Source organism: Mesorhizobium sp. WSM4850 (genome assembly GCF_055811735.1).
Window position 1 is genome coordinate 132608 of sequence record NZ_JBVVPV010000011.1, and the last position, 17005, is coordinate 149612.

General features: G+C 63.4%; 17 protein-coding genes. 12 read left to right on the forward strand and 5 right to left on the reverse strand.

Annotated elements, in window-relative coordinates; genetic code table 11:
• Positions 1–8 precede the first annotated feature (8 nt).
• Positions 9–884, forward strand: coding sequence for a substrate-binding domain-containing protein (locus AC0L2Z_RS14015; RefSeq protein ID WP_473628369.1), 876 nt, complete (start codon positions 9–11; stop codon positions 882–884).
• A 42-nt stretch (positions 885–926) separates the two neighbouring features.
• On the opposite strand, the gene AC0L2Z_RS14020 is transcribed toward AC0L2Z_RS14015, so the two are convergent.
• Complete coding sequence (locus tag AC0L2Z_RS14020; RefSeq protein WP_031254328.1) at positions 927–1133, reverse strand: DUF6494 family protein; 207 nt, start codon at positions 1131–1133, stop codon at positions 927–929.
• Between the two features lie 109 nt (positions 1134–1242).
• Between AC0L2Z_RS14020 and AC0L2Z_RS14025 the strand changes: the two genes are divergently transcribed.
• Positions 1243–2529, forward strand: a complete 1287-nt coding sequence (locus tag AC0L2Z_RS14025; protein ID WP_473628370.1) for a hypothetical protein — start codon at positions 1243–1245, stop codon at positions 2527–2529.
• 9 nt (positions 2530–2538) lie between these two features.
• Here AC0L2Z_RS14025 and AC0L2Z_RS14030 read toward each other — a convergent pair whose 3' ends face one another.
• Together AC0L2Z_RS14030 and AC0L2Z_RS14035 are read right to left on the reverse strand one after the other, a co-directional pair.
• Entirely contained in the window at positions 2539–3774 is a 1236-nt protein-coding gene (locus AC0L2Z_RS14030; protein ID WP_473628391.1) for a GGDEF domain-containing protein, read from the reverse strand.
• A gap of 234 nt (positions 3775–4008) precedes the next feature.
• Positions 4009–6048 (reverse strand): 4Fe-4S binding protein, encoded by a 2040-nt coding sequence (locus tag AC0L2Z_RS14035; RefSeq protein WP_473628372.1) that lies wholly within the window; start codon positions 6046–6048, stop codon positions 4009–4011.
• Between the two features lie 101 nt (positions 6049–6149).
• Between AC0L2Z_RS14035 and AC0L2Z_RS14040 the strand changes: the two genes are divergently transcribed.
• The 10 genes from AC0L2Z_RS14040 to AC0L2Z_RS14085 all read left to right on the forward strand — a co-directional run bounded on the left by AC0L2Z_RS14040 (position 6150) and on the right by AC0L2Z_RS14085 (position 15286).
• Positions 6150–6887 (forward strand): biotin/lipoate--protein ligase family protein, encoded by a 738-nt coding sequence (locus AC0L2Z_RS14040; protein WP_473628374.1) that lies wholly within the window; start codon positions 6150–6152, stop codon positions 6885–6887.
• Positions 6878–7420, forward strand: coding sequence for a DUF6505 family protein (locus AC0L2Z_RS14045; RefSeq protein ID WP_473628375.1), 543 nt, complete (start codon positions 6878–6880; stop codon positions 7418–7420). The genes AC0L2Z_RS14040 and AC0L2Z_RS14045 overlap by 10 nt, the downstream gene beginning before the upstream one ends.
• Entirely contained in the window at positions 7417–8433 is a 1017-nt protein-coding gene (locus AC0L2Z_RS14050) for a DUF6352 family protein (RefSeq protein WP_287375859.1), read from the forward strand. Before AC0L2Z_RS14045 ends, AC0L2Z_RS14050 begins: the two co-directional genes overlap by 4 nt.
• 13 nt (positions 8434–8446) lie before the next feature.
• Positions 8447–8959 carry a DUF3305 domain-containing protein gene (locus AC0L2Z_RS14055; RefSeq protein WP_091597656.1) on the forward strand — a complete coding sequence of 171 codons (513 nt, stop codon included), beginning with the start codon at positions 8447–8449 and terminating at the stop codon, positions 8957–8959.
• Entirely contained in the window at positions 8956–9657 is a 702-nt protein-coding gene (locus tag AC0L2Z_RS14060) for a DUF3306 domain-containing protein (protein ID WP_473628377.1), read from the forward strand. Before AC0L2Z_RS14055 ends, AC0L2Z_RS14060 begins: the two co-directional genes overlap by 4 nt.
• 115 nt (positions 9658–9772) lie before the next feature.
• Positions 9773–10432: a TorD/DmsD family molecular chaperone gene (locus AC0L2Z_RS14065; RefSeq protein ID WP_091597818.1), complete on the forward strand. Its 660-nt coding sequence runs from the start codon at positions 9773–9775 to the stop codon at positions 10430–10432.
• Positions 10433–10465: 33 nt separating this feature from the next.
• Positions 10466–10684: a formate dehydrogenase gene (locus AC0L2Z_RS14070; protein WP_023797596.1), complete on the forward strand. Its 219-nt coding sequence runs from the start codon at positions 10466–10468 to the stop codon at positions 10682–10684.
• Between the two features lie 7 nt (positions 10685–10691).
• Positions 10692–13604 carry a formate dehydrogenase subunit alpha gene (locus AC0L2Z_RS14075; protein ID WP_473628378.1) on the forward strand — a complete coding sequence of 971 codons (2913 nt, stop codon included), beginning with the start codon at positions 10692–10694 and terminating at the stop codon, positions 13602–13604.
• 15 nt (positions 13605–13619) lie between these two features.
• Entirely contained in the window at positions 13620–14216 is a 597-nt protein-coding gene (gene fdh3B / locus AC0L2Z_RS14080; protein ID WP_027151217.1) for a formate dehydrogenase FDH3 subunit beta, read from the forward strand.
• 53 nt (positions 14217–14269) lie between these two features.
• A complete protein-coding gene (locus AC0L2Z_RS14085; protein ID WP_473628380.1) occupies positions 14270–15286 on the forward strand; it encodes a formate dehydrogenase subunit gamma in 1017 nt (338 codons plus the stop codon).
• Positions 15287–15412: 126 nt separating this feature from the next.
• Here AC0L2Z_RS14085 and AC0L2Z_RS14090 read toward each other — a convergent pair whose 3' ends face one another.
• Together AC0L2Z_RS14090 and AC0L2Z_RS14095 are read right to left on the reverse strand one after the other, a co-directional pair.
• Complete coding sequence (locus AC0L2Z_RS14090; RefSeq protein WP_202366491.1) at positions 15413–15634, reverse strand: hypothetical protein; 222 nt, start codon at positions 15632–15634, stop codon at positions 15413–15415.
• A 44-nt stretch (positions 15635–15678) separates the two neighbouring features.
• On the reverse strand, positions 15679–16353 hold the full coding sequence (locus AC0L2Z_RS14095) for a hypothetical protein (protein ID WP_473628382.1): 675 nt from the start codon (positions 16351–16353) through the stop codon (positions 15679–15681).
• Positions 16354–17005: the final 652 nt, after the last annotated feature.

A 17005-nucleotide genomic window follows, 5' to 3' on the forward strand; every position in this document is an offset into this window, starting at 1 on the left:
ATTGCAGGATGGATTTGCTGACGACTGCAGAAGCCGCAGACTATTTGCGCCTTGGCGAACGCAAGCTTTACGAGCTGGTCGCCAAAAACAGCATCCCGTGCAGCAAAGTGACGGGCAAATGGCTGTTTCCGCGTAACGAGCTCGACCGTTGGGTTCTGTCGGGATTGGCGCGTCCCGACGGAATGATTGCGCCCGAGCCGCCGCCCATAGTCGGCGGCAGCCAGGACGACCTGCTTGAATGGAGCCTTCGTCAGGCGGGCTCTGGCCTCGCCTCGCTTACCGAGGGGACGGCAGGCGGCGTTGCGCGTCTTTTGCGTGGCGAGATTGCCGCTGCGGCGATCCATTTCCACGGTGATGCCGCCGACCCCAATGTGGAGGCCGCGCGCGCCATGCCGCGGCTGCACGATGCGGTGCTGATCGGTTTCACGCGGCGCGAACAAGGGCTGCTGCTGCCGCCGGGCAACCCCCGATCGCTCAACAGCCTGGCCGATGTCCTAGAAAGCGGCGCCAAGATCGCGATGCGCCAGGTCGGGGCCGGAGCCCAAATGCTGCTGGATGTCCTGGTCGCCCGCGCCGGCGCCAGCCAGAGGCGGTTGAACCGGCTCGAGCCGCCATGCCTGACAGGGCCGGAACTCGCTGCCGCGATCCGGACCGGCAGGGCCGATTGCGGCATCGCCACACGCGCCGCCGCGCGCGCCGCCGGCCTCGAATTCGTGTCATTGGCGTGGGAGAATTTCGATCTGCTGATGCGGCAGCGAACCTATTTCCAGCCTTCGATCCAGGCGCTGATCCGCCTCATGGCCGAGGACAGCTTCACCCAGCGCGCCGCAGAACTTACGGGCTATGACACCGACCCGGCCGGGCAGGTCCGATTCTTCCATTGATGTGGGGTGTCGATGGAGCGCCGGGCGCACCGCCGAACCTGTTCAGCCAAGGTCGATGTCGCCTTCGACGACGTGGTGCAGACCCGCGCGTTCGGCCGTGATCACGGCCCTCACGGTCAGGCGCCCCTGCCCTTTCAGTCCCGCATCCGCCACGGCCTTTTCGATCGCCTGCTGCGAGGTGACGCCGACCTGCTTCAGGAACTTGCGCATCGACACGTTGAAGGCATCGGTTTCCATGTTTTGAGTCATAGGATTGCCTCTAATAGCTTGGACTGTGCGGCTGGTCGGGTCGCGATCGCATGCTGTTCCCCGGCAAAGACGCTGCCCGCCAGCGGAACACGGAAACGTATGATGCGCAATGCATAAGACGCTCGCAACAGCTTTGCTCGCTGCTGTTTTCCTCGCCGGCGCGACGGCACATGGTGCGGAACTGCGCGGGCATGGCGGTCCGGTGCGGGCGATTTCCGTGGCGCCGAACGGAAAAACGGTGGCAACCGGCAGTTTTGATACCAAGGCAATCATCTGGTCGCTTGAGACCGGCGAAGCACGCGACGTGCTGCTCTTTCATGAAGGTGAGGTAACTGCCGTCGCTGCATTGCCAAACGGGCGCTTTGCCAGCGCCGGTACGGATGGTCGCATCGCGATCTGGCAAATCGGTCGAGGCGAGCCGGCCCGCATCCTGGAGGGCCACACCGGGCCTGTCGCCGACCTCGAACTGTCACCCGACGGATCGATGCTGGCTTCGGCGTCCTGGGACACCACCGTCCGGCTCTGGCCGCTTGCCGGTGGGCCAGCGCGCGTCCTCGAAGGCCATCGTGCAAACGTCAATGCGCTCGCCTTCTTGGCGGACGCAACCCTCGTCAGCGCCGGCTATGACGCGACAGTCATCTTTTGGCCGAGCCAGGCTGGGGCGGCTCCGCTTCGGGCCATCATGCCGACGCCGCTCAACGCGCTAGCAAGAGCGTCCGGCGACCGCCTGTTCGTCGCAGGTGCTGACGGGCAGCTGCGGCTGCTCGACCGGCGCGGCAAAGTGCAGCTGGAAGTTCCGGTCTTGGGCAAACCGGTGATTGCTCTCGCCGCCACCCCAGACGCGAACTATCTCGCCGTCGCCGGCATCGGTGATGGAATCCTGTTGCTGGACGCCATCAGCCTCTCCACCATCCGCACGCTCGACACCTCCGGCGTGGCGGTATGGTCGCTTGCGTTCGCGGCTGGCGGCAAGACGCTTCTGGCTGGCGGCGCCGACCATCTGGTGCGGGAATGGAACGTCGAGACGGGCGAGCGCCTTGGAGCCGCTACAGCAGGCAGGACCGATCCGATGGCCAGATACGCAGGCAATCCGGACGCAGAAGTATTTCGCGCCTGCGTTGCCTGCCATACGCTCGACCCGAACGATGGCCATCGAGCCGGGCCGACGCTGCATGGCATTTTCGGGCGCAAGATAGCGTCCGTGCCGGGTTACCATTATTCGCCCGCTTTCCGGAAAATGGACATCGTCTGGACACCGGAAACCGTGTCAGAGCTGTTCGAGCTGGGTCCGAACGCCTACACCCCCGGCACCAAGATGCCTGAACAGACGATCAGCAATGCCGAGGATCGGGCAGCCCTGATCCGCTTTCTTCAGGCCGAGACACGCACGGACTGAACTTCGACATCACCGCATTGACCGAGCGCCCAAAAGGCTCGATGACTCCAGCCTGTGGAACACCGCCCGATTGCGGCCAGTCTGCTTGGCAACATAGAGTGCTTCATCGGCCTGGCGCTGGAGCTGCTCCGGCGAAATGGCCTGGTCCGGCGCCTGGACCGCCACGCCGATGCTGAGGGTGATATAGCGGGACACGCGGGATCCAGGGTTAGGAAGACGAGCAGCTTCCACACACTCGCGAATTCGCTCGGCTACAATGGCGGCCTCCTGCTCGTTCACACTTGGAAGCAGCACGAGAAATTCCTCACCGCCGTAGCGCGCAACATGATCGCGATCGCGCCTCACGTTCTCCCGGATCAAGCGGGCGACCTCGATGAGGCAACGATCGCCCTCGGCATGACCGAGACGATCGTTGAGCTTCTTGAAGTCGTCGATGTCGCACATCAGCATGGCGGCGCCGCCGGGGCATTTGCCGCCACCGCCCCAGACGTGGTCGAGCGTTTCCGTCATCCGGCGCCGATTGTCGACGCCGGTCAGCGGATCGGTTCTCGCCAGAAGCTCCAGCCGATCGTTCGCTTCTGCCAGTTCGGCAACCCTGCGTCGGTCTCGAAGCTCGAACAGAAAAGTCTTCTGAGCCAGAATTGTCATCGTACGCCGCGCGGCGACCGTAGCGAGAATGCCGCTAGCAAAAAACAACGTGGCAGCCACCGCATTGCCAATCTCAAGGCCCGGGTTCTGCACCTGGAAGACGAGATAGAGACCGAGAGCCAAAGCCGCGACCGTCACGGTCCATGCCTGAGGGACGCCGAAGATGATGATGGCGGTAATCGCTACGAACAGCATGATGTTCAAGTGCCGTTCGTAGAACTCGCCGCCGGCGCTTGCGCCGACCAATACGATCGACAACAGGATGAGGAACATGCCTGTGATCAGGGAACCCCCCTGGACCCAGGACGGGCGCCGTTTTCGCCAGACAAGGACCACGGCTGCAGCGACGGGAGGGACGATGGCGCCAGGCAAGAGCATGGATAGCGCGATCGACCTTGGAAGCATCACCAGGTTGAGCGCCAGCGTCAGGACATCCAGGAACGCCACCCATGTCATCCAGGCGCGGATGATCTTGGCCGTTTGCGACCAGACACGTGCCTGAAACAGGCGCTTGATCTCGCCTTTGAGCCGGATGTCGCGCGTGCGCTGCGCCAGAAGTCGCTCAACTTCCGCCGTGACGGCAGGATCGTCCTGCATGTCGAGGTGCGTTCGATCTACCAATCGACGGGCCCTGAGGCCCCCCTTTCCCATACATCCATTCGAGCCACCCGGTGGTCAGCCGAGCGGCAAGCATGTCACGCTATGCCTAAGATTTGATTGCTGAAACCGTTTATTTGCGTGTTGATCGTGTAACCCTTTTGGTCACCGTCGTAGCCGGCTCACCGCCCCGATCGCCGGGAAACGCATTTTTGAGGGCGATCAGCCCAAGGCTCAGACCGCCTTGTCGCTCGCGGCCTTGCGCTCCCGCAGATAGTCTTCAGTGGTTCGCGGCGGCGAACGACCAGGGCCGGCATAAGGATCGAAGCCCTCATTCATGGCCGCATCGACGCGGCAATTGTCGCACATCCGTACAAGGTCGAGCCGCCGTGCGTTCTCGCCTGCAAACATCCAGTGTTTGCCTTCGAGCTTGGCGACGATCCGCTCGACGGTGCTCCTTGTGCCGAACGGCTTTGCGCAGCGGATGCAGTTGTACGGCTGCTCTTGCTTCACGACCCGGCTGCGAGCGCCCCATGCCTGGAAATCCACCTGCGGCGTCAAGGTGATGACCTTCTCCGGGCAGGTCGCGGCGCAAAGGCCGCACTGCACGCAGGCGCTCTCGGAAAAATACAAAGCCGGCTGCTGTTCGCTATCGGAAAGCGCCCCCGTTGGACAGGCCGAGACACAAGAGAGGCAGAGCGTGCAGCCTTCGACATTGACGTCCAGGCCGCCGAACGGAGCTGCAGCAGGCAACGCCACGCGGTCGACCGGCGTCGGCGCGGCTCGATGCAGCTCGAGCATGGTGCTCGTCAGCAAGCTGCGCTTCTTGCCGAGCGGCAGGAATGCCGCCGGGCGCCGCGACGCAACATCTGGAGTAATCAGGTCGAGCGCCGAGGCGAGGAGGTCGGGATCGTCCGCTTCGATCAATCCGCAGACCTCCGCGCCATAACCGAGAGACCGGCTCAAAAGATTGGCGATTGCGACGTTTGCCGTAATTCCGGTAAGCTCATGCCTTGGCTTGGCCGACGACAGCGCCCTTACGGCGCAAGCGCCCCAGGCGACTGGCGCGGTCCACGCCTCGACCCCTAACTGGGTTATCTCGTTCACCGCGACCGGCAGGACATTTGCGGGGAGACCCGCGCCGAACCGGGCAAGTGCGTCGATCAGCGGCTCGCCATGGCCGAGATCATGGAAAAGCACAATCGCATCCAGGCCGCCCGCCTCACGATAGGTGACAAGAAGCGTCCGCAGCCGCCGAAGCAGCGACTCGGCATCCGGCACGGCGTAGGCGGCAGCGCCCGTGGGACATGCCGCCGCGCAGCTGCCGCAGCCGGCGCATACTTCCGCATCGATCGCGACGTGGTTGCCGGCAGGCGCTATCGCCCCAGTCGGGCACAGGTCGAGGCACCGCGTGCAGCCGGTGATGCGCGATCTCGAATGGGCGCACAGATCGGCGGAAAAATCGATGAAGCGCGGCTTGTCGAACTCGCCGACCAAATCGGCTGCCCTTGCGATCGCAACGGCAACGGAGGCGCGATCGCCGGGATCGGCCTTCACGTAGCCGTCGCGCAATTCGTGAGCAGGGAAAAGCGGAGCCCCGCCGGAGAGATCAAGGATGATGTCGGCGTTCGAGACCGCTCCATCCCGCGATATCCCGAAGCCAAGCCGATCGCGCGAAGATGGATTGGGCGCCGCGAAATCGTCGACTGTCAGCTCGAAGGCGCCAAGATGGCCGCGCGCTTGCCGGATCGTTCCCTGCATGACGGGAAAATCCCAGACCCGGTGCGGCGCGATTTCGCGCGGACGGCTAAGCAACACGGTGACGTCCAGCTTTTCGGCGAGTTGCCGGCCCGCATCGATCGCCGTCGCGTCGCAGCCATAGACCAGGACGACACCATTGCTCGAAAGCGTAACCAGCGCGGGTGGCGAAGCGGGTTCGGCCGCCATGGCGAGCAGAGCCGCCGCTTTCGGACCGGCAGCAGCAGCATCCTGCGACCAGCCGCCCGTCTCGCGAATGTTTGCGAAAACCAGATCGCCTGCGAAACCGAGTTCCCCGGCGAGGTCGCCGAAAAGCGGCGCCTGTTGCGTGCAGCTGATGGTGACTGCTTGGCCGCCGCTCAGGGCGCTGCGCACCCGGTCGAGTTCCGCGCCGCAGAACTGGTCCCCCGCCTCGACCCGTGCGCCCGTGCATCCGCGGGCGACGCTGGCGCCGAAGCGTGGCATGCTCCGCTCGCAGGAGCAGACCAAGACCGTGCGTCGTTTGTCCAGGCTCATCCCGACTCCCGTGGCATCTTCCTTGCCCACGCGGTAGCGCCTCTTGTCTGGAAGTATTATAAAGACATTACAGTCGCCGTCATCAAAATATGGATCGGCCTATGCGGCCCTCTGTCAGCGACCTCCAACTGCCACCGCCTTACAGCCTCGTGCCGCTGAGAGAGGCCGGTGACGCCTTTGCGCACGCCTGCGCGATTGCGGCAGACGAAGGGGCAGGCACGCTTGCCTGGGTGCGCCGCTACGATCTGGCCGAATTCGCAGTGGTGCTCGAGCCTGAAGAGCCGCTGGAGGATGCGCGTCGCGCGATCTATGCCGGCATGAACGCACTTGCCGATGCGCTTGCGGTCCATGCTCCGCCGTCGCGGCCCATCACCTTCGACTGGCCCGACACTGTTCGCGTCGACGGGGTTCTCGTCGGCGGCGCCCGCCTGGGCTGGCCGGAAGGGGCACGGGAGAACGAAATCCCCGACTGGATCGTCTTCTCCGGCATGATCCGCACCGCCGTCATCCGCGCCGGCGAGCCCGGTCTGCGGCCGCTGCTTGGCGCGCTTGACGAACTCGGCTTCGTGGCGCTCGATGCCGGTGAGATCGTTGCGAGCTTCTCCCGCCATCTGATGGCCGCATTCCACGAATGGAGCGATACCGGCTTCGGTTCGATCGCCAGCCGCTGGCTCGACCGGCTGCCCCGAAACGGCGATGAGCATGCAGAGCTTGCCGGCAACGGCGATCTGCTGATTTCCGACACGGCCTCTCACGGGCTTCGCGAGCGAAGAAGCCTGCCCGAGGCGCTTGCCAGGCCCTCCTGGCTCGATCCGATGACGGGCACGCCATGGCTTTGAAGCTGCCGCGAACGATCCGCCTCGATCCATCGGATACTTTTGTCTATTCGCGCGCTGCAGAACCGGGCGAATGGGCGGTGACCGGCACCTTCCTGTTCTTCGGCGCCGATGTGGCCAGGCTTTCCGGCAAGCAACGGCAGGCGTTCCGCGCCGGGTTCCTCGGCATTGATAGCTTCGGCTGGTCCACCCTCGTCGTGGTCACGGACGCGACCGTGCATGATCGCGGGGCGGCCGTCGATCGGCTGGCCGAGCAGCTTGTGGTGCGATGCGGTGCGCCGGACACCGAAACGGCGCGCGCCGCCGCCGAAGAGGAGATAGAATTCGCGCAATCGCTGTGCGACCACCCGCCAAACACGCTGATTGCGGTCAACCGCACCAGCGAACAGGCCGGCACCCGAGAGTGTTTCCGAACCCTGCATCGCAAGGCGAGCCGGCTGGAGCCGGCAACGGCATTCCGCTTTGTCGAAATCGACGGCGAGGAGGAGTCGACGGAAAAGTTCGATCTCCTAGCATTGGCCGGGAGGCAGAAGTGAAGGATTTCTGGGTTTCCTCAGGTCATCACCTTCTCGACAGGGATGAGGCCGGGCGCCTGCTGGTGACCGACTCCTTTCTGAAGGCATATTTTGCGCGGCCAGAGCTTCTCCCTCCCGAAACGGCCTGCCCGGCGGAGCTGCGCCTGCATCACGAGCTTTTGATGCATCATCCGCGCCGGCCGGTCGCGAAGCAGGAGATCGCCGCCCTGGAGGACCCGGATGCGCGCGAGAACTGGGAGTTCATGATCGCCTTTCGCGACCATGTGTTGGCCGCTCCCTCACTCGAGGCCGCATATCTCGCGCTGGCGCGCGGCTCGGCCGAAACTATCCCGCCGCTGTTCATGAACCAGCTTGCGCAGGTCGTCCTGCGCAATGCGCTGGATGGTCAGCACGACGCCTGCGTCGTGCGAGCCGCGGAGCTGTTTTATCGGCCGCAACGGGTGACGTCTAACGAGGGCGCCGTGCTTCTCGCCGATGCCGAAACCATAGAGCTGCATGAACAGAACCGCCATGCCTCGCCACTCCTGAACATGCTTGGTGGCCCAGCCGTCACCGAACTGGAGATACTCGACGAGAACAATGCCGAGCGTTACTTCGCCAGGAGCGACGCTTTCGATATGGTGCTCAAGCTGGGCAGCGCGCGCAGTCCGACCCGGCGCGGCCTTGCCACAGCAATGGAGATCTGGGTTCGCCATCTACTTGCGGTGGACGTGGAGATCGAGCCGGTGGAGCGGATCGAGGACGAGGACTGGGCCTGGTTCGTCGGCCTCGACGCCGAAGCGACCCGCATCGGCAACACGCTCTGGGCCGGCGATGAACTTGACCCGGAGGCTGCACAGCGCGTGATTGCACTGTTCCGGCTCACCTTCTCCGACACAGGCGAAGTACTGCCGCAGGTGGGCGCCAGGCCCGTCTGGCTCATAATGGCCATGACCCCTGACCGAACGATCCGCATGAAGCCGCAGAACCTTGTCGCAGGCCTGCCGTTTCGCGTCCCAGGGACGGTGAACTAGGAGGATTGGTGCCATGGTGCAGGAGACGGCGGAAGTCGGGGTGATCGTCGAGCGACGGGCTCTGGACAACCCGTGGATCGACCATGTCTGGGTTCCCGTGGCCGTGCTGGCGGGCGCGCCGAGCGCGGCGCCATGGTCGGTGCTGCACGAATCAGACGGCGTGACGCGCTTCTATGCCGGAACTTTCAAGCTTGAGCTCTTCGGGTGCGACACGGGCATGTACCGGGACAACCTCCGTTCGGGGCGGCCTAGCCTGTGGATCGCGCTCCGGTCGAGCGATGCTCCACCCGGAGTTGTGCTGCACCTGGTGACCGCTGACCCTTTCGAGGGCGAGTCGCTGACCGAGGCTGGCCCCGACATCATCGAGGCCGTGCCGATGCCGATCGAGCTTCAGCAATGGCTGGCCGCCTTTGTCGAGACGCATCACGTCGAGCGTCCTTTCATCAAGCGCAAGCGCGATCGGGCGGACCCTGATGCCCTGGCGAGGCGCGGCCCTCGTTCCGGAACGACGGATGATGCCGAATGAGCGCGGGACGCGACAATGTCTTCGCCCGCTGGTCGCGCCTGAAACAGGCGGCGCATTACAGTTCGACTGCGGGGCCGCAGAACGATCAGCTTTCGCCTGACGAAGTTGCGGCGCCAGCCGATACTGGTGAGCAGCTTGCACCAGCAATTGTCGAGCCGGAGGCCGCCGAGCCCGCCGAGCCCCTCCCTCGCCTCGAGGATCTGACCGCTCAAAGCGATCTCTCAGCCTTCCTGCGCAAAGGCGTGCCCAAAATGTTGAAGCGCGCCGCATTGCGCAAGATGTGGTCGCTCGATCCGGCAATTCGTGATCATATCGGGCCTTCCGAATATGCCTGGGACTTCAACAGCCCTGGATCCATGGCGGGATTCGGCCCCTTGAAAGCATCCAGCGAAGCTGTCGTGGATTTCCTGTCGAACGGCGGCAACCCGACCGATCCGGCACCCGCCGCCATGGCTTCGCAGGCGCCGGAGAAGGCGCCAGCGACCAGCGCCGTTTTGGCGGACGAGGGCGTGAACGCCTCAGCCGATGGGTCGGATTCTGTCACGCCGGACAGTTGGATCGAACCGGCAAACCCCGAATCTCCTTCGGCCGACGGCGCCGGAACCGCCATCGACCGCGACGAAGGCGCCGGCGCCGGCGCCGCGGAATCATCGCCGATCGATCGCCAGCGACGCCATGGCGGCGCCATGCCGCGCTGATCTGGATTTGTTGCCATTTTGGCACAGTCGCTGTTGCAATTGCCGGGCGGGGCACTAGTATTCACTTTACCCACTCGTTGAGGGGCACGGTCGAGGTCAGTAGATGAACCCAGACTTGCGCCTGGAGGAGGCAATCGGCACGTCGTTCGGAGCTGACGCTCTGGTTCCCGGCGTAGAAGATGCTGACGTCAACGACGTGAACAGCGCACGCGCGGATGAGTACGCGCTGCTGGCCACGCTTCTCCTGGCCGCTCCGGATGCAAACCTCATGGCGCGGCTTTCAGGGCTGCGAGGCGACGCCGAGACCCCGCTCGGCAAGGCTCATGCCGCACTCGGCCAGGCCGCTTCTTCAGCCTCTCCGGTTGCCGTCAGTCGCGAGTATTTCGAGCTCTTCATCGGGGTGGGGCGCGGCGAACTCGTTCCCTATGCCTCCTACTACCTGACCGGCTTTCTCAACGAACGGCCGCTTGCCCGCCTGCGCGGGGACATGAGGCGCCTCGGCCTTGAACGCGCGGACGGTCATTTTGACCCGGAAGATCATCTCGGCACGCTGTTCGAGATCATGAGCGGCTTTGCCGCCACCCATTTCGTGGTTCCCGCCGGCGAGGAGCGGGACTTCTTTGAACGTCACATCGCGCCGTGGGCGAGCCGTTTCTTGGCCGATCTGGAAAACGCGGCCTCGGCCAGGTTTTACCGGGCAGTCGGCGCGTTGGGGCGGATTTTCATCGACATCGAAGCCGAAGGCTTTGCCATGGAGGCGCGACCAAGCTCGTGACCTGATCGCGTCGACGCATAGGGAGGAAGGCAGATGCAGGAAAAGCAACAGACGGCAATGAACCGCCGCAGTTTCCTTCGCGCCTTCGGCGGCGCATCCACTACCGCCGTGGCCGCCGCCGCCGTGACGCTCACCCCAGGAGAAGCGCAAGCTTACGATCCCGGTGAGGAGGAGACGAGGGCTCGCTACCGCGAGACCGAGCACGTCAAGGCATTTTACCGTGTGAACGGTTATGAGACGTTGAAGAAATGAGGGCGCCATGCTGACCAAGCGCAAGAGCGGTCAGGCGAGCCGCACAAGATTGCACACATTGATGGGCACGGTCGCCTCCGCTCCCATCGACCGGCGAACCTTCCTTCGCCGCTCCGGTCTCGCGGCCGGCGGAATGGCTGCACTCGGGTCGTTCCAGCTCGGCACCGTTCAGAAGGCGGCGGCCATCAGTCCGCCGCAGCCGGGCGTGCCTATAGAACTGAAGAAAAGCGTCTGCACCCATTGCGCGGTCGGCTGCACCGTTACCGCCGAAGTCCAGAACGGAGTTTGGACCGGTCAGGAGCCTTCGTGGGACAGCCCGATCAACCGCGGCTCCCATTGCGCCAAGGGCGCAAGCGTACGCGAGCTCGTACACAGCGACCGCCGGCTGAAATACCCGATGAAGCTCACCGCAGGGCAGTGGGAGCGTGTCTCCTGGGACGACGCAATCAATGGGATTGGCGACAAACTGCTCGAGATCCGTGAAAAGTCCGGCCCGGAATCCGTCTACTGGATGGGGTCGGCCAAGTTTTCCAACGAAGGAACCTATCTCTTCCGCAAGCTCGCGGCGCTGTGGGGAACAAACAATCAGGACCACCAGGCCCGCATCTGTCATTCGACGACCGTCGCCGGCGTAGCCAACACCTGGGGCTACGGCGCGATGACGAACTCCTTCAACGATATCCGCAATTCGAAGACCATGATCATCATGGGCGGCAACCCGGCTGAGGCGCATCCGATAGCGATGCAGCATCTGCTGGAAGGCAAGGAACTCAACCAGGCCAATCTGATCGTCATCGATCCCCGTTTCACGCGCACCGCCGCCCATGCGACCGAGTACGTCCGGTTCCGGTCCGGCACTGACATAGCGCTGTTGTGGGGCATGCTATGGCACATCTTCGAGAACGGCTGGGAGGACAAGGAATTCATCGCGCAACGCGTCTACGGGATGGATGAGGTCCGCAAGGAAGTCGCGAAATACACGCCGGAGGAGGTTGAACAGATCACCGGCGTGCCTGGCGATCAGGTGAAGCGTGTCGCCGAGATGTTCGCCACGCAGAAGCCGTCGACGATGATCTGGTGCATGGGCCAGACACACCACACGGTTGGCACGGCCAATACACGCGCAAGTTGCATACTGTGTCTCGCCACCGGCAATGTCGGCAAGCCGGGGACGGGCGCGAACATCTTCCGCGGCCATGACAACGTCCAGGGCGCGACGGATATCGGGCTCGATGTGGTCACCCTGCCCTTCTATTACGGGCTGACGGAAAGCGCCTGGAAGCACTGGTCGCGCGTTTGGGAGATCCCCTACGAGGACCTGCTGAGCCAGTTCGACTCGAAGGATGCCATGGAAACCCCGGGCATACCGCTGACAAGGTGGTTCGATTCCGTCTCGCTGCCCAAGGACAAGATAGCGCAGCGCGACAGCATGCGCGCCATGTTCATTCAGGGCCACGCCAGCAACAGTATCACCCGTATCCCGGATTCGATGAAAGGCCTGACAGGCCTGGAGCTGCTTGTCGTCGCCGATCCCCATCCCACCACCTGGGCATCGCTGGCGGTGGAGGCGGGGCGAAAGGACAACACTTATCTGTTGCCGGTCTGCACGCAATTCGAGACGTCAGGCTCGCGCGTCGCCTCAAATCGGGCCATCCAGTGGGGTGAGCAGATCGTGAAGCCGAGCTTCGAGCAGAAGGACGACTACCAGGTCATCTATCTGTTGTCGAAGAAGCTCGGGCTTGCCGACAAGATGTTCAAGAAGATAGCCGTCGAGGGCGACCGTCCGGTGCCGGAGGACGTGCTGCGCGAGATGAACCGCGGCAGCTGGTCGACGGGCTATTGCGGTCAGTCGCCGGAGCGGCTCAAGGCGCATATGAAGAACCAGCACAAGTTCGACCGGGTGACGATGCGGGCTCCCAAGGACGATCCCGAGGTCGGCGGCGACTATTACGGCCTGCCTTGGCCATGTTGGGGCAAGCCTGAGATCCGCCACCCGGGTACGGCCAATCTTTACAGCACCGGCCTGCATGTCATGGACGGCGGCAGCCCGTTCCGCGCCCGCTTCGGCGTCGAACGAAACGGCCAGACCCTATTGGCGGAAGGCTCCTACACGCAAGGCTCGGAACTCACCGACGGCTATCCGGAGTTCACCATGGCCGTGCTCAAGAAACTCGGCTGGGACAAGGATCTGACGGCGCAAGAACGCGCCGTGATCGAAAAGATCGGCGACGACATCAACAAGGTCTCGTGGTCGACGGATCTGTCAGGCGGGATCCAGCGCGTCGTGCTCAGCCATGGCTGCCATCCCTACGGCAACGGCAAAGCGCGCGCAGTAGCGTGGAACCTGCCCGACCCGGTACCCACCCATCGCGAGCCGATCTATTCGCCGAGGGTGGATCTGGTCGCAAAATATCCGACTTATCCCGACGCCACACAGTTCCGGTTGCCGAACATAGGCTTCAGCGTGCAGCAGGCGGCGGTGGAAAAGGGCATCGCCAAGACGTTCCCGCTGATCCTGACCAGCGGCCGGCTCGTCGAATATGAGGGCGGCGGCGAGGAAACGCGGTCGAACAGATGGCTGGCCGAGCTGCAGCAGGAGATGTTCGTCGAGATCAACCCGGCCGACGCATCCGAACGCGGCATCGGCGATGGGACCTGGGTTTGGGTCAATGGTGCGGAGAACAACGCGAGGGCGCGGGTGAAGGCTCTGGTCACGGAGCGCGTCGGCCGCGGCGTCGCGTTCATGCCCTTCCACTTCGGTGGCTGGTTCCAGGGCAAGGATCTCAGGGCCTACTATCCGCAGGGCACCGATCCATATGTTCTGGGAGAGAGCGTCAACAGCATCACCACCTACGGCTACGACCCGGTGACCGGCATGCAGGAGCCGAAGTGCACGCTCTGCCAAATCGTTGCGGCGTGAACGGGAGGAACAGAAATGGCCAGGATGAAATTCCTTTGCGACGCTGATCGTTGCATCGAGTGCAATGCCTGCGTCACCGCCTGCAAGAACGAGCACGACGTGCCATGGGGCATCAACCGGCGCCGCGTCGTCACCATCAATGACGGCAAGCCCGGCGAACGCTCCGTCTCGATGGCGTGCATGCATTGCACCGACGCGCCTTGCGCGGCGGTCTGTCCGGTCGACTGCTTCTACACCACGGCCGACGCGGTGGTGCTCCACTCCAAGGACCTCTGCATCGGGTGCGGCTATTGCTTCTACGCCTGCCCGTTCGGCGCCCCACAATATCCGCGTGTCGGCAACTTCGGTTCGCGCGGCAAGATGGACAAATGCACCTTCTGCGCCGCAGGCCCGGAAGGTGATTCCACCGAAATCGAATATGCCAAATACGGCGCCAACCGGCTGGCTGAAGGCAAGCTGCCGCTTTGCGCCGAAATGTGTTCGACCAAGTCGCTCCTGGCCGGCGACGGCGAGATCATCGCGGCGATCTACAAGGAGCGCGTGACGCAGCGTGGCTATGGTTCGGGCGCCTGGGGCTGGCAGACGGCCTATCGAGAAACAATCGACGTGTAGGAGGCAGTCGGGCTCGTCCCGCGCGCAACGGAGCTATCACGGAGGATGCAGAAATGCCGGACAACAGGCTTGGTCGACTGATTCCGCAGGTTATCGCGGCGTTCATGACGCTCACGCTTCTGGTGGCCGGGCCCGTGTACGCGCAAGCCCCATCCGGGAGCAACCCGACCGCTCAGGCGGTGAACGAACAGCAGCTTCTTGATGAGCTGCGGAAGATCGAGGGGCGCGTCACCCTGCCCAATACGGCCGCCGGCTTGCTCGAGCAACCGCAAGGCCGCGATTACCGCGGCTTCCACGAGGGCTGGCTGCCGTGGATCGGCGGCATCGCGATAACAGGAATTTTGCTGCTGCTGGCGCTGTTCTATGTCTACAGGGGCCGCATCCGTACACTGGCGCCCGAATCGAGCGTAAGGATTTTGCGCTTCGGTGCTCTGGAGCGGCTGACCCACTGGATGACTGCCACGGCGTTCATCATCCTAGCCATCACCGGCTTGAACTTTATCTTCGGCAAGCGTCTGTTGATGCCGCTGATCGGGGCCGATGCATTTTCAACCTGGTCGATCTGGGCGAAATACGCCCACGACTTTGTCTCCTGGGCTTTCATGCTCGGCATATTGGTCATGCTGGTGACATGGGCCTGGGACAACCTTCCCGATCGCCATGACGCGCATTGGCTCAAGGTCGGCGGCGGCTTTTTCGACAAATCCAACAGGACGCATCCGCCGGCCGGACGTTTCAACACCGGTCAGAAGCTCATCTTCTGGGCCGTCGTGCTCGGTGGAATTGCGCTTTCGGTATCCGGCATATTCATGCTGTTCCCGTTCGCATTCACCGACATAAACGGCATGCAGACGGCCCAGTATGTCCATGCGACTGTCGGCATAATCCTGATCGCTGTTATTATCGCTCACATCTATATCGGCACGCTCGGGATGGAAGGCGCCTACGAAGCAATGGGTTCGGGCACGGTCGATATCAACTGGGCGAAGGAGCATCATAGCGCTTGGGTCGAGATGCAGCAGGCGAAAGGTGCGATACCGCCGCGCTCGGCGGCCGAACCGGCCGAATAGTAGTTTTGGCGCACAATCGAAATGCCCGGGCCATTGGTCCCGGGCATTTTTTGGCGTGCTAGCAGGCTTTCATTGCGCGGCCGCGAAATCCACGTCAGCGAGCGCAGTCTAGACCCATATCTAATACTAGGAAGGCGTCTCCTCGCCGCCCGCGGCTGCGGTGGAGTTGGCGCCCGGCTCGCCGGTCCAGTTTTGACCGACCAGATTGTGTCCTGGATCGCCGACGCGAGTGCTCTCGCTGCTGTAAACCTGCCATGCCGGCTGTTGCTGCTGCGCGCTCAGAAGAAAATAGCCGGCCCCGAACGCGATTGCGATCGAAACGACAATTCCGGTCAAGATCATACCCATCCCGCCTTCTCCCTTTCACCTTCTCAAAGTCCGCAGTCATGCTCTCATTGTGGCGGTGGCGTCTGCGGCGCTGGAGTCTGCGGCGCAGGATCCTGCCCCGTCACAGGTGGATTGCCAGATCCCTGAGGGGCCGCACCGGACTTTTGCTGATACTGCAGGTCGAGCGCCGCCAGTGCAAGCAACGGCGGTGGCATGGCGACGCCGGCCACTCGCATTTCCCGCGCGGTCTTCTGGCATTGTGCAATGTCATTGGCGGCGGCCAGTTCCTCCGCTTTCGCGGCATTGATCACGGAATCCTTGGGAGTGCTCGACGTATCGGAGGGGGGCACCGGCGCGGCTCTGCTTTCCTTCTGGGGCGCGTTCGTCGCCGATCCGCTGGCCACCTTCTCCTTGCTCGGTTGTGGAGCATCGCTGGCAACCCCAGCCTGCCCGGTAATTTTCTGCGCCGAGCCCGTCCCGGTCTCGGGCTTGGCGGGCGCGGCTGCGCTGGTAGAAGATGTGCCAGCCTGCTGAGCCGGGGCAGCCGCGGTCGGGCTGGCCGCTTCGGCAGGCGCCTTCATGAAGGCGAGGAGCTCCTGGCAGAGATTTGCAGGCCCGCCTGGCTGCTGGGCAGCGGGCGTTGCACCCGCTGGAGCCGCGGGTTCGGGGGCAGTGCTCGTCTGCGCCAGCGACGTCGACGCCGACAAGGCAACGATTCCTGCGAGAAGCATTTTTTTCATCGCTTTGCTCCTTCCGTGATGAAATCACCCGCCTCGGCGACAACATAACGTTAGAAGGTGCCAGAACGATCCATGGGATTGCGAGGCCTGCCTCGCAATTCGGCCATCGGGCGATCCCGCGGCCTTCCCGACTCTTCAGCTCAACGAATGCGCCCGCCCTCGACGAGGCGAGCACGATGATTGCCGAAGTCGCAAGGGCTGCTTGGCGAGCGATTGGATGCGCCCGCCTTGGCTAAAGCGAAGGCCAATTGCGGACGGGGATTCGAATGTCCGCCGAGAGGGGTACGTGGTCGCTCAGCTTTGTTATGGCGATCTCGTCATAGATGCCGAGTTCGACAAAGGAATGGGAACGTTCCGAGGCACAAAAATGTAGTCGATATGGAAGGCCTGATCCTGCTTCCATCGATGGAAGCAGGTCGGTGACTTTTCCTCGCCGAACCTTTCGTCGTGGAATTCATGCCATGCGCTTACCAGACCAAGTCGAGAGATAAGCTCCAGGACGCGCGCAAAATGACCGTCCGGACGGTCGTGTCCCACCGCGTGGTGTAGGTCGGCGAGAGCGAAGCCGCTCGCGAGCGCCCTCAACAGCGCTGTAGCGAGCGAGCGGCGCAGCGGCGGTCATCGATGTTCTTCGGTAGGGTTGGGTTGCTGA

Excerpts from the sequence above, each read along its gene's own strand:
- AC0L2Z_RS14015 (WP_473628369.1), top strand. The coding sequence starts at position 9 with ATGGATTTGCTGACGACTGCAGAAGCCGCAGACTATTTGCGCCTTGGC.
- AC0L2Z_RS14020 (WP_031254328.1), bottom strand. The coding sequence starts at position 1,133 with ATGACTCAAAACATGGAAACCGATGCCTTCAACGTGTCGATGCGCAAG.
- AC0L2Z_RS14055 (WP_091597656.1), top strand. The coding sequence starts at position 8,447 with ATGGTGCAGGAGACGGCGGAAGTCGGGGTGATCGTCGAGCGACGGGCT.
- AC0L2Z_RS14060 (WP_473628377.1), top strand. The coding sequence starts at position 8,956 with ATGAGCGCGGGACGCGACAATGTCTTCGCCCGCTGGTCGCGCCTGAAA.
- AC0L2Z_RS14095 (WP_473628382.1), bottom strand. The coding sequence starts at position 16,353 with ATGAAAAAAATGCTTCTCGCAGGAATCGTTGCCTTGTCGGCGTCGACG.
- AC0L2Z_RS14035 (WP_473628372.1), bottom strand. The coding sequence starts at position 6,048 with ATGAGCCTGGACAAACGACGCACGGTCTTGGTCTGCTCCTGCGAGCGG.
- AC0L2Z_RS14030 (WP_473628391.1), bottom strand. The coding sequence starts at position 3,774 with ATGCAGGACGATCCTGCCGTCACGGCGGAAGTTGAGCGACTTCTGGCG.
- AC0L2Z_RS14040 (WP_473628374.1), top strand. The coding sequence starts at position 6,150 with ATGCGGCCCTCTGTCAGCGACCTCCAACTGCCACCGCCTTACAGCCTC.
- AC0L2Z_RS14090 (WP_202366491.1), bottom strand. The coding sequence starts at position 15,634 with ATGGGTATGATCTTGACCGGAATTGTCGTTTCGATCGCAATCGCGTTC.
- AC0L2Z_RS14085 (WP_473628380.1), top strand. The coding sequence starts at position 14,270 with ATGCCGGACAACAGGCTTGGTCGACTGATTCCGCAGGTTATCGCGGCG.
- fdh3B (WP_027151217.1), top strand. The coding sequence starts at position 13,620 with ATGGCCAGGATGAAATTCCTTTGCGACGCTGATCGTTGCATCGAGTGC.
- AC0L2Z_RS14070 (WP_023797596.1), top strand. The coding sequence starts at position 10,466 with ATGCAGGAAAAGCAACAGACGGCAATGAACCGCCGCAGTTTCCTTCGC.
- AC0L2Z_RS14025 (WP_473628370.1), top strand. The coding sequence starts at position 1,243 with ATGCATAAGACGCTCGCAACAGCTTTGCTCGCTGCTGTTTTCCTCGCC.
- AC0L2Z_RS14045 (WP_473628375.1), top strand. The coding sequence starts at position 6,878 with ATGGCTTTGAAGCTGCCGCGAACGATCCGCCTCGATCCATCGGATACT.
- AC0L2Z_RS14075 (WP_473628378.1), top strand. The coding sequence starts at position 10,692 with ATGCTGACCAAGCGCAAGAGCGGTCAGGCGAGCCGCACAAGATTGCAC.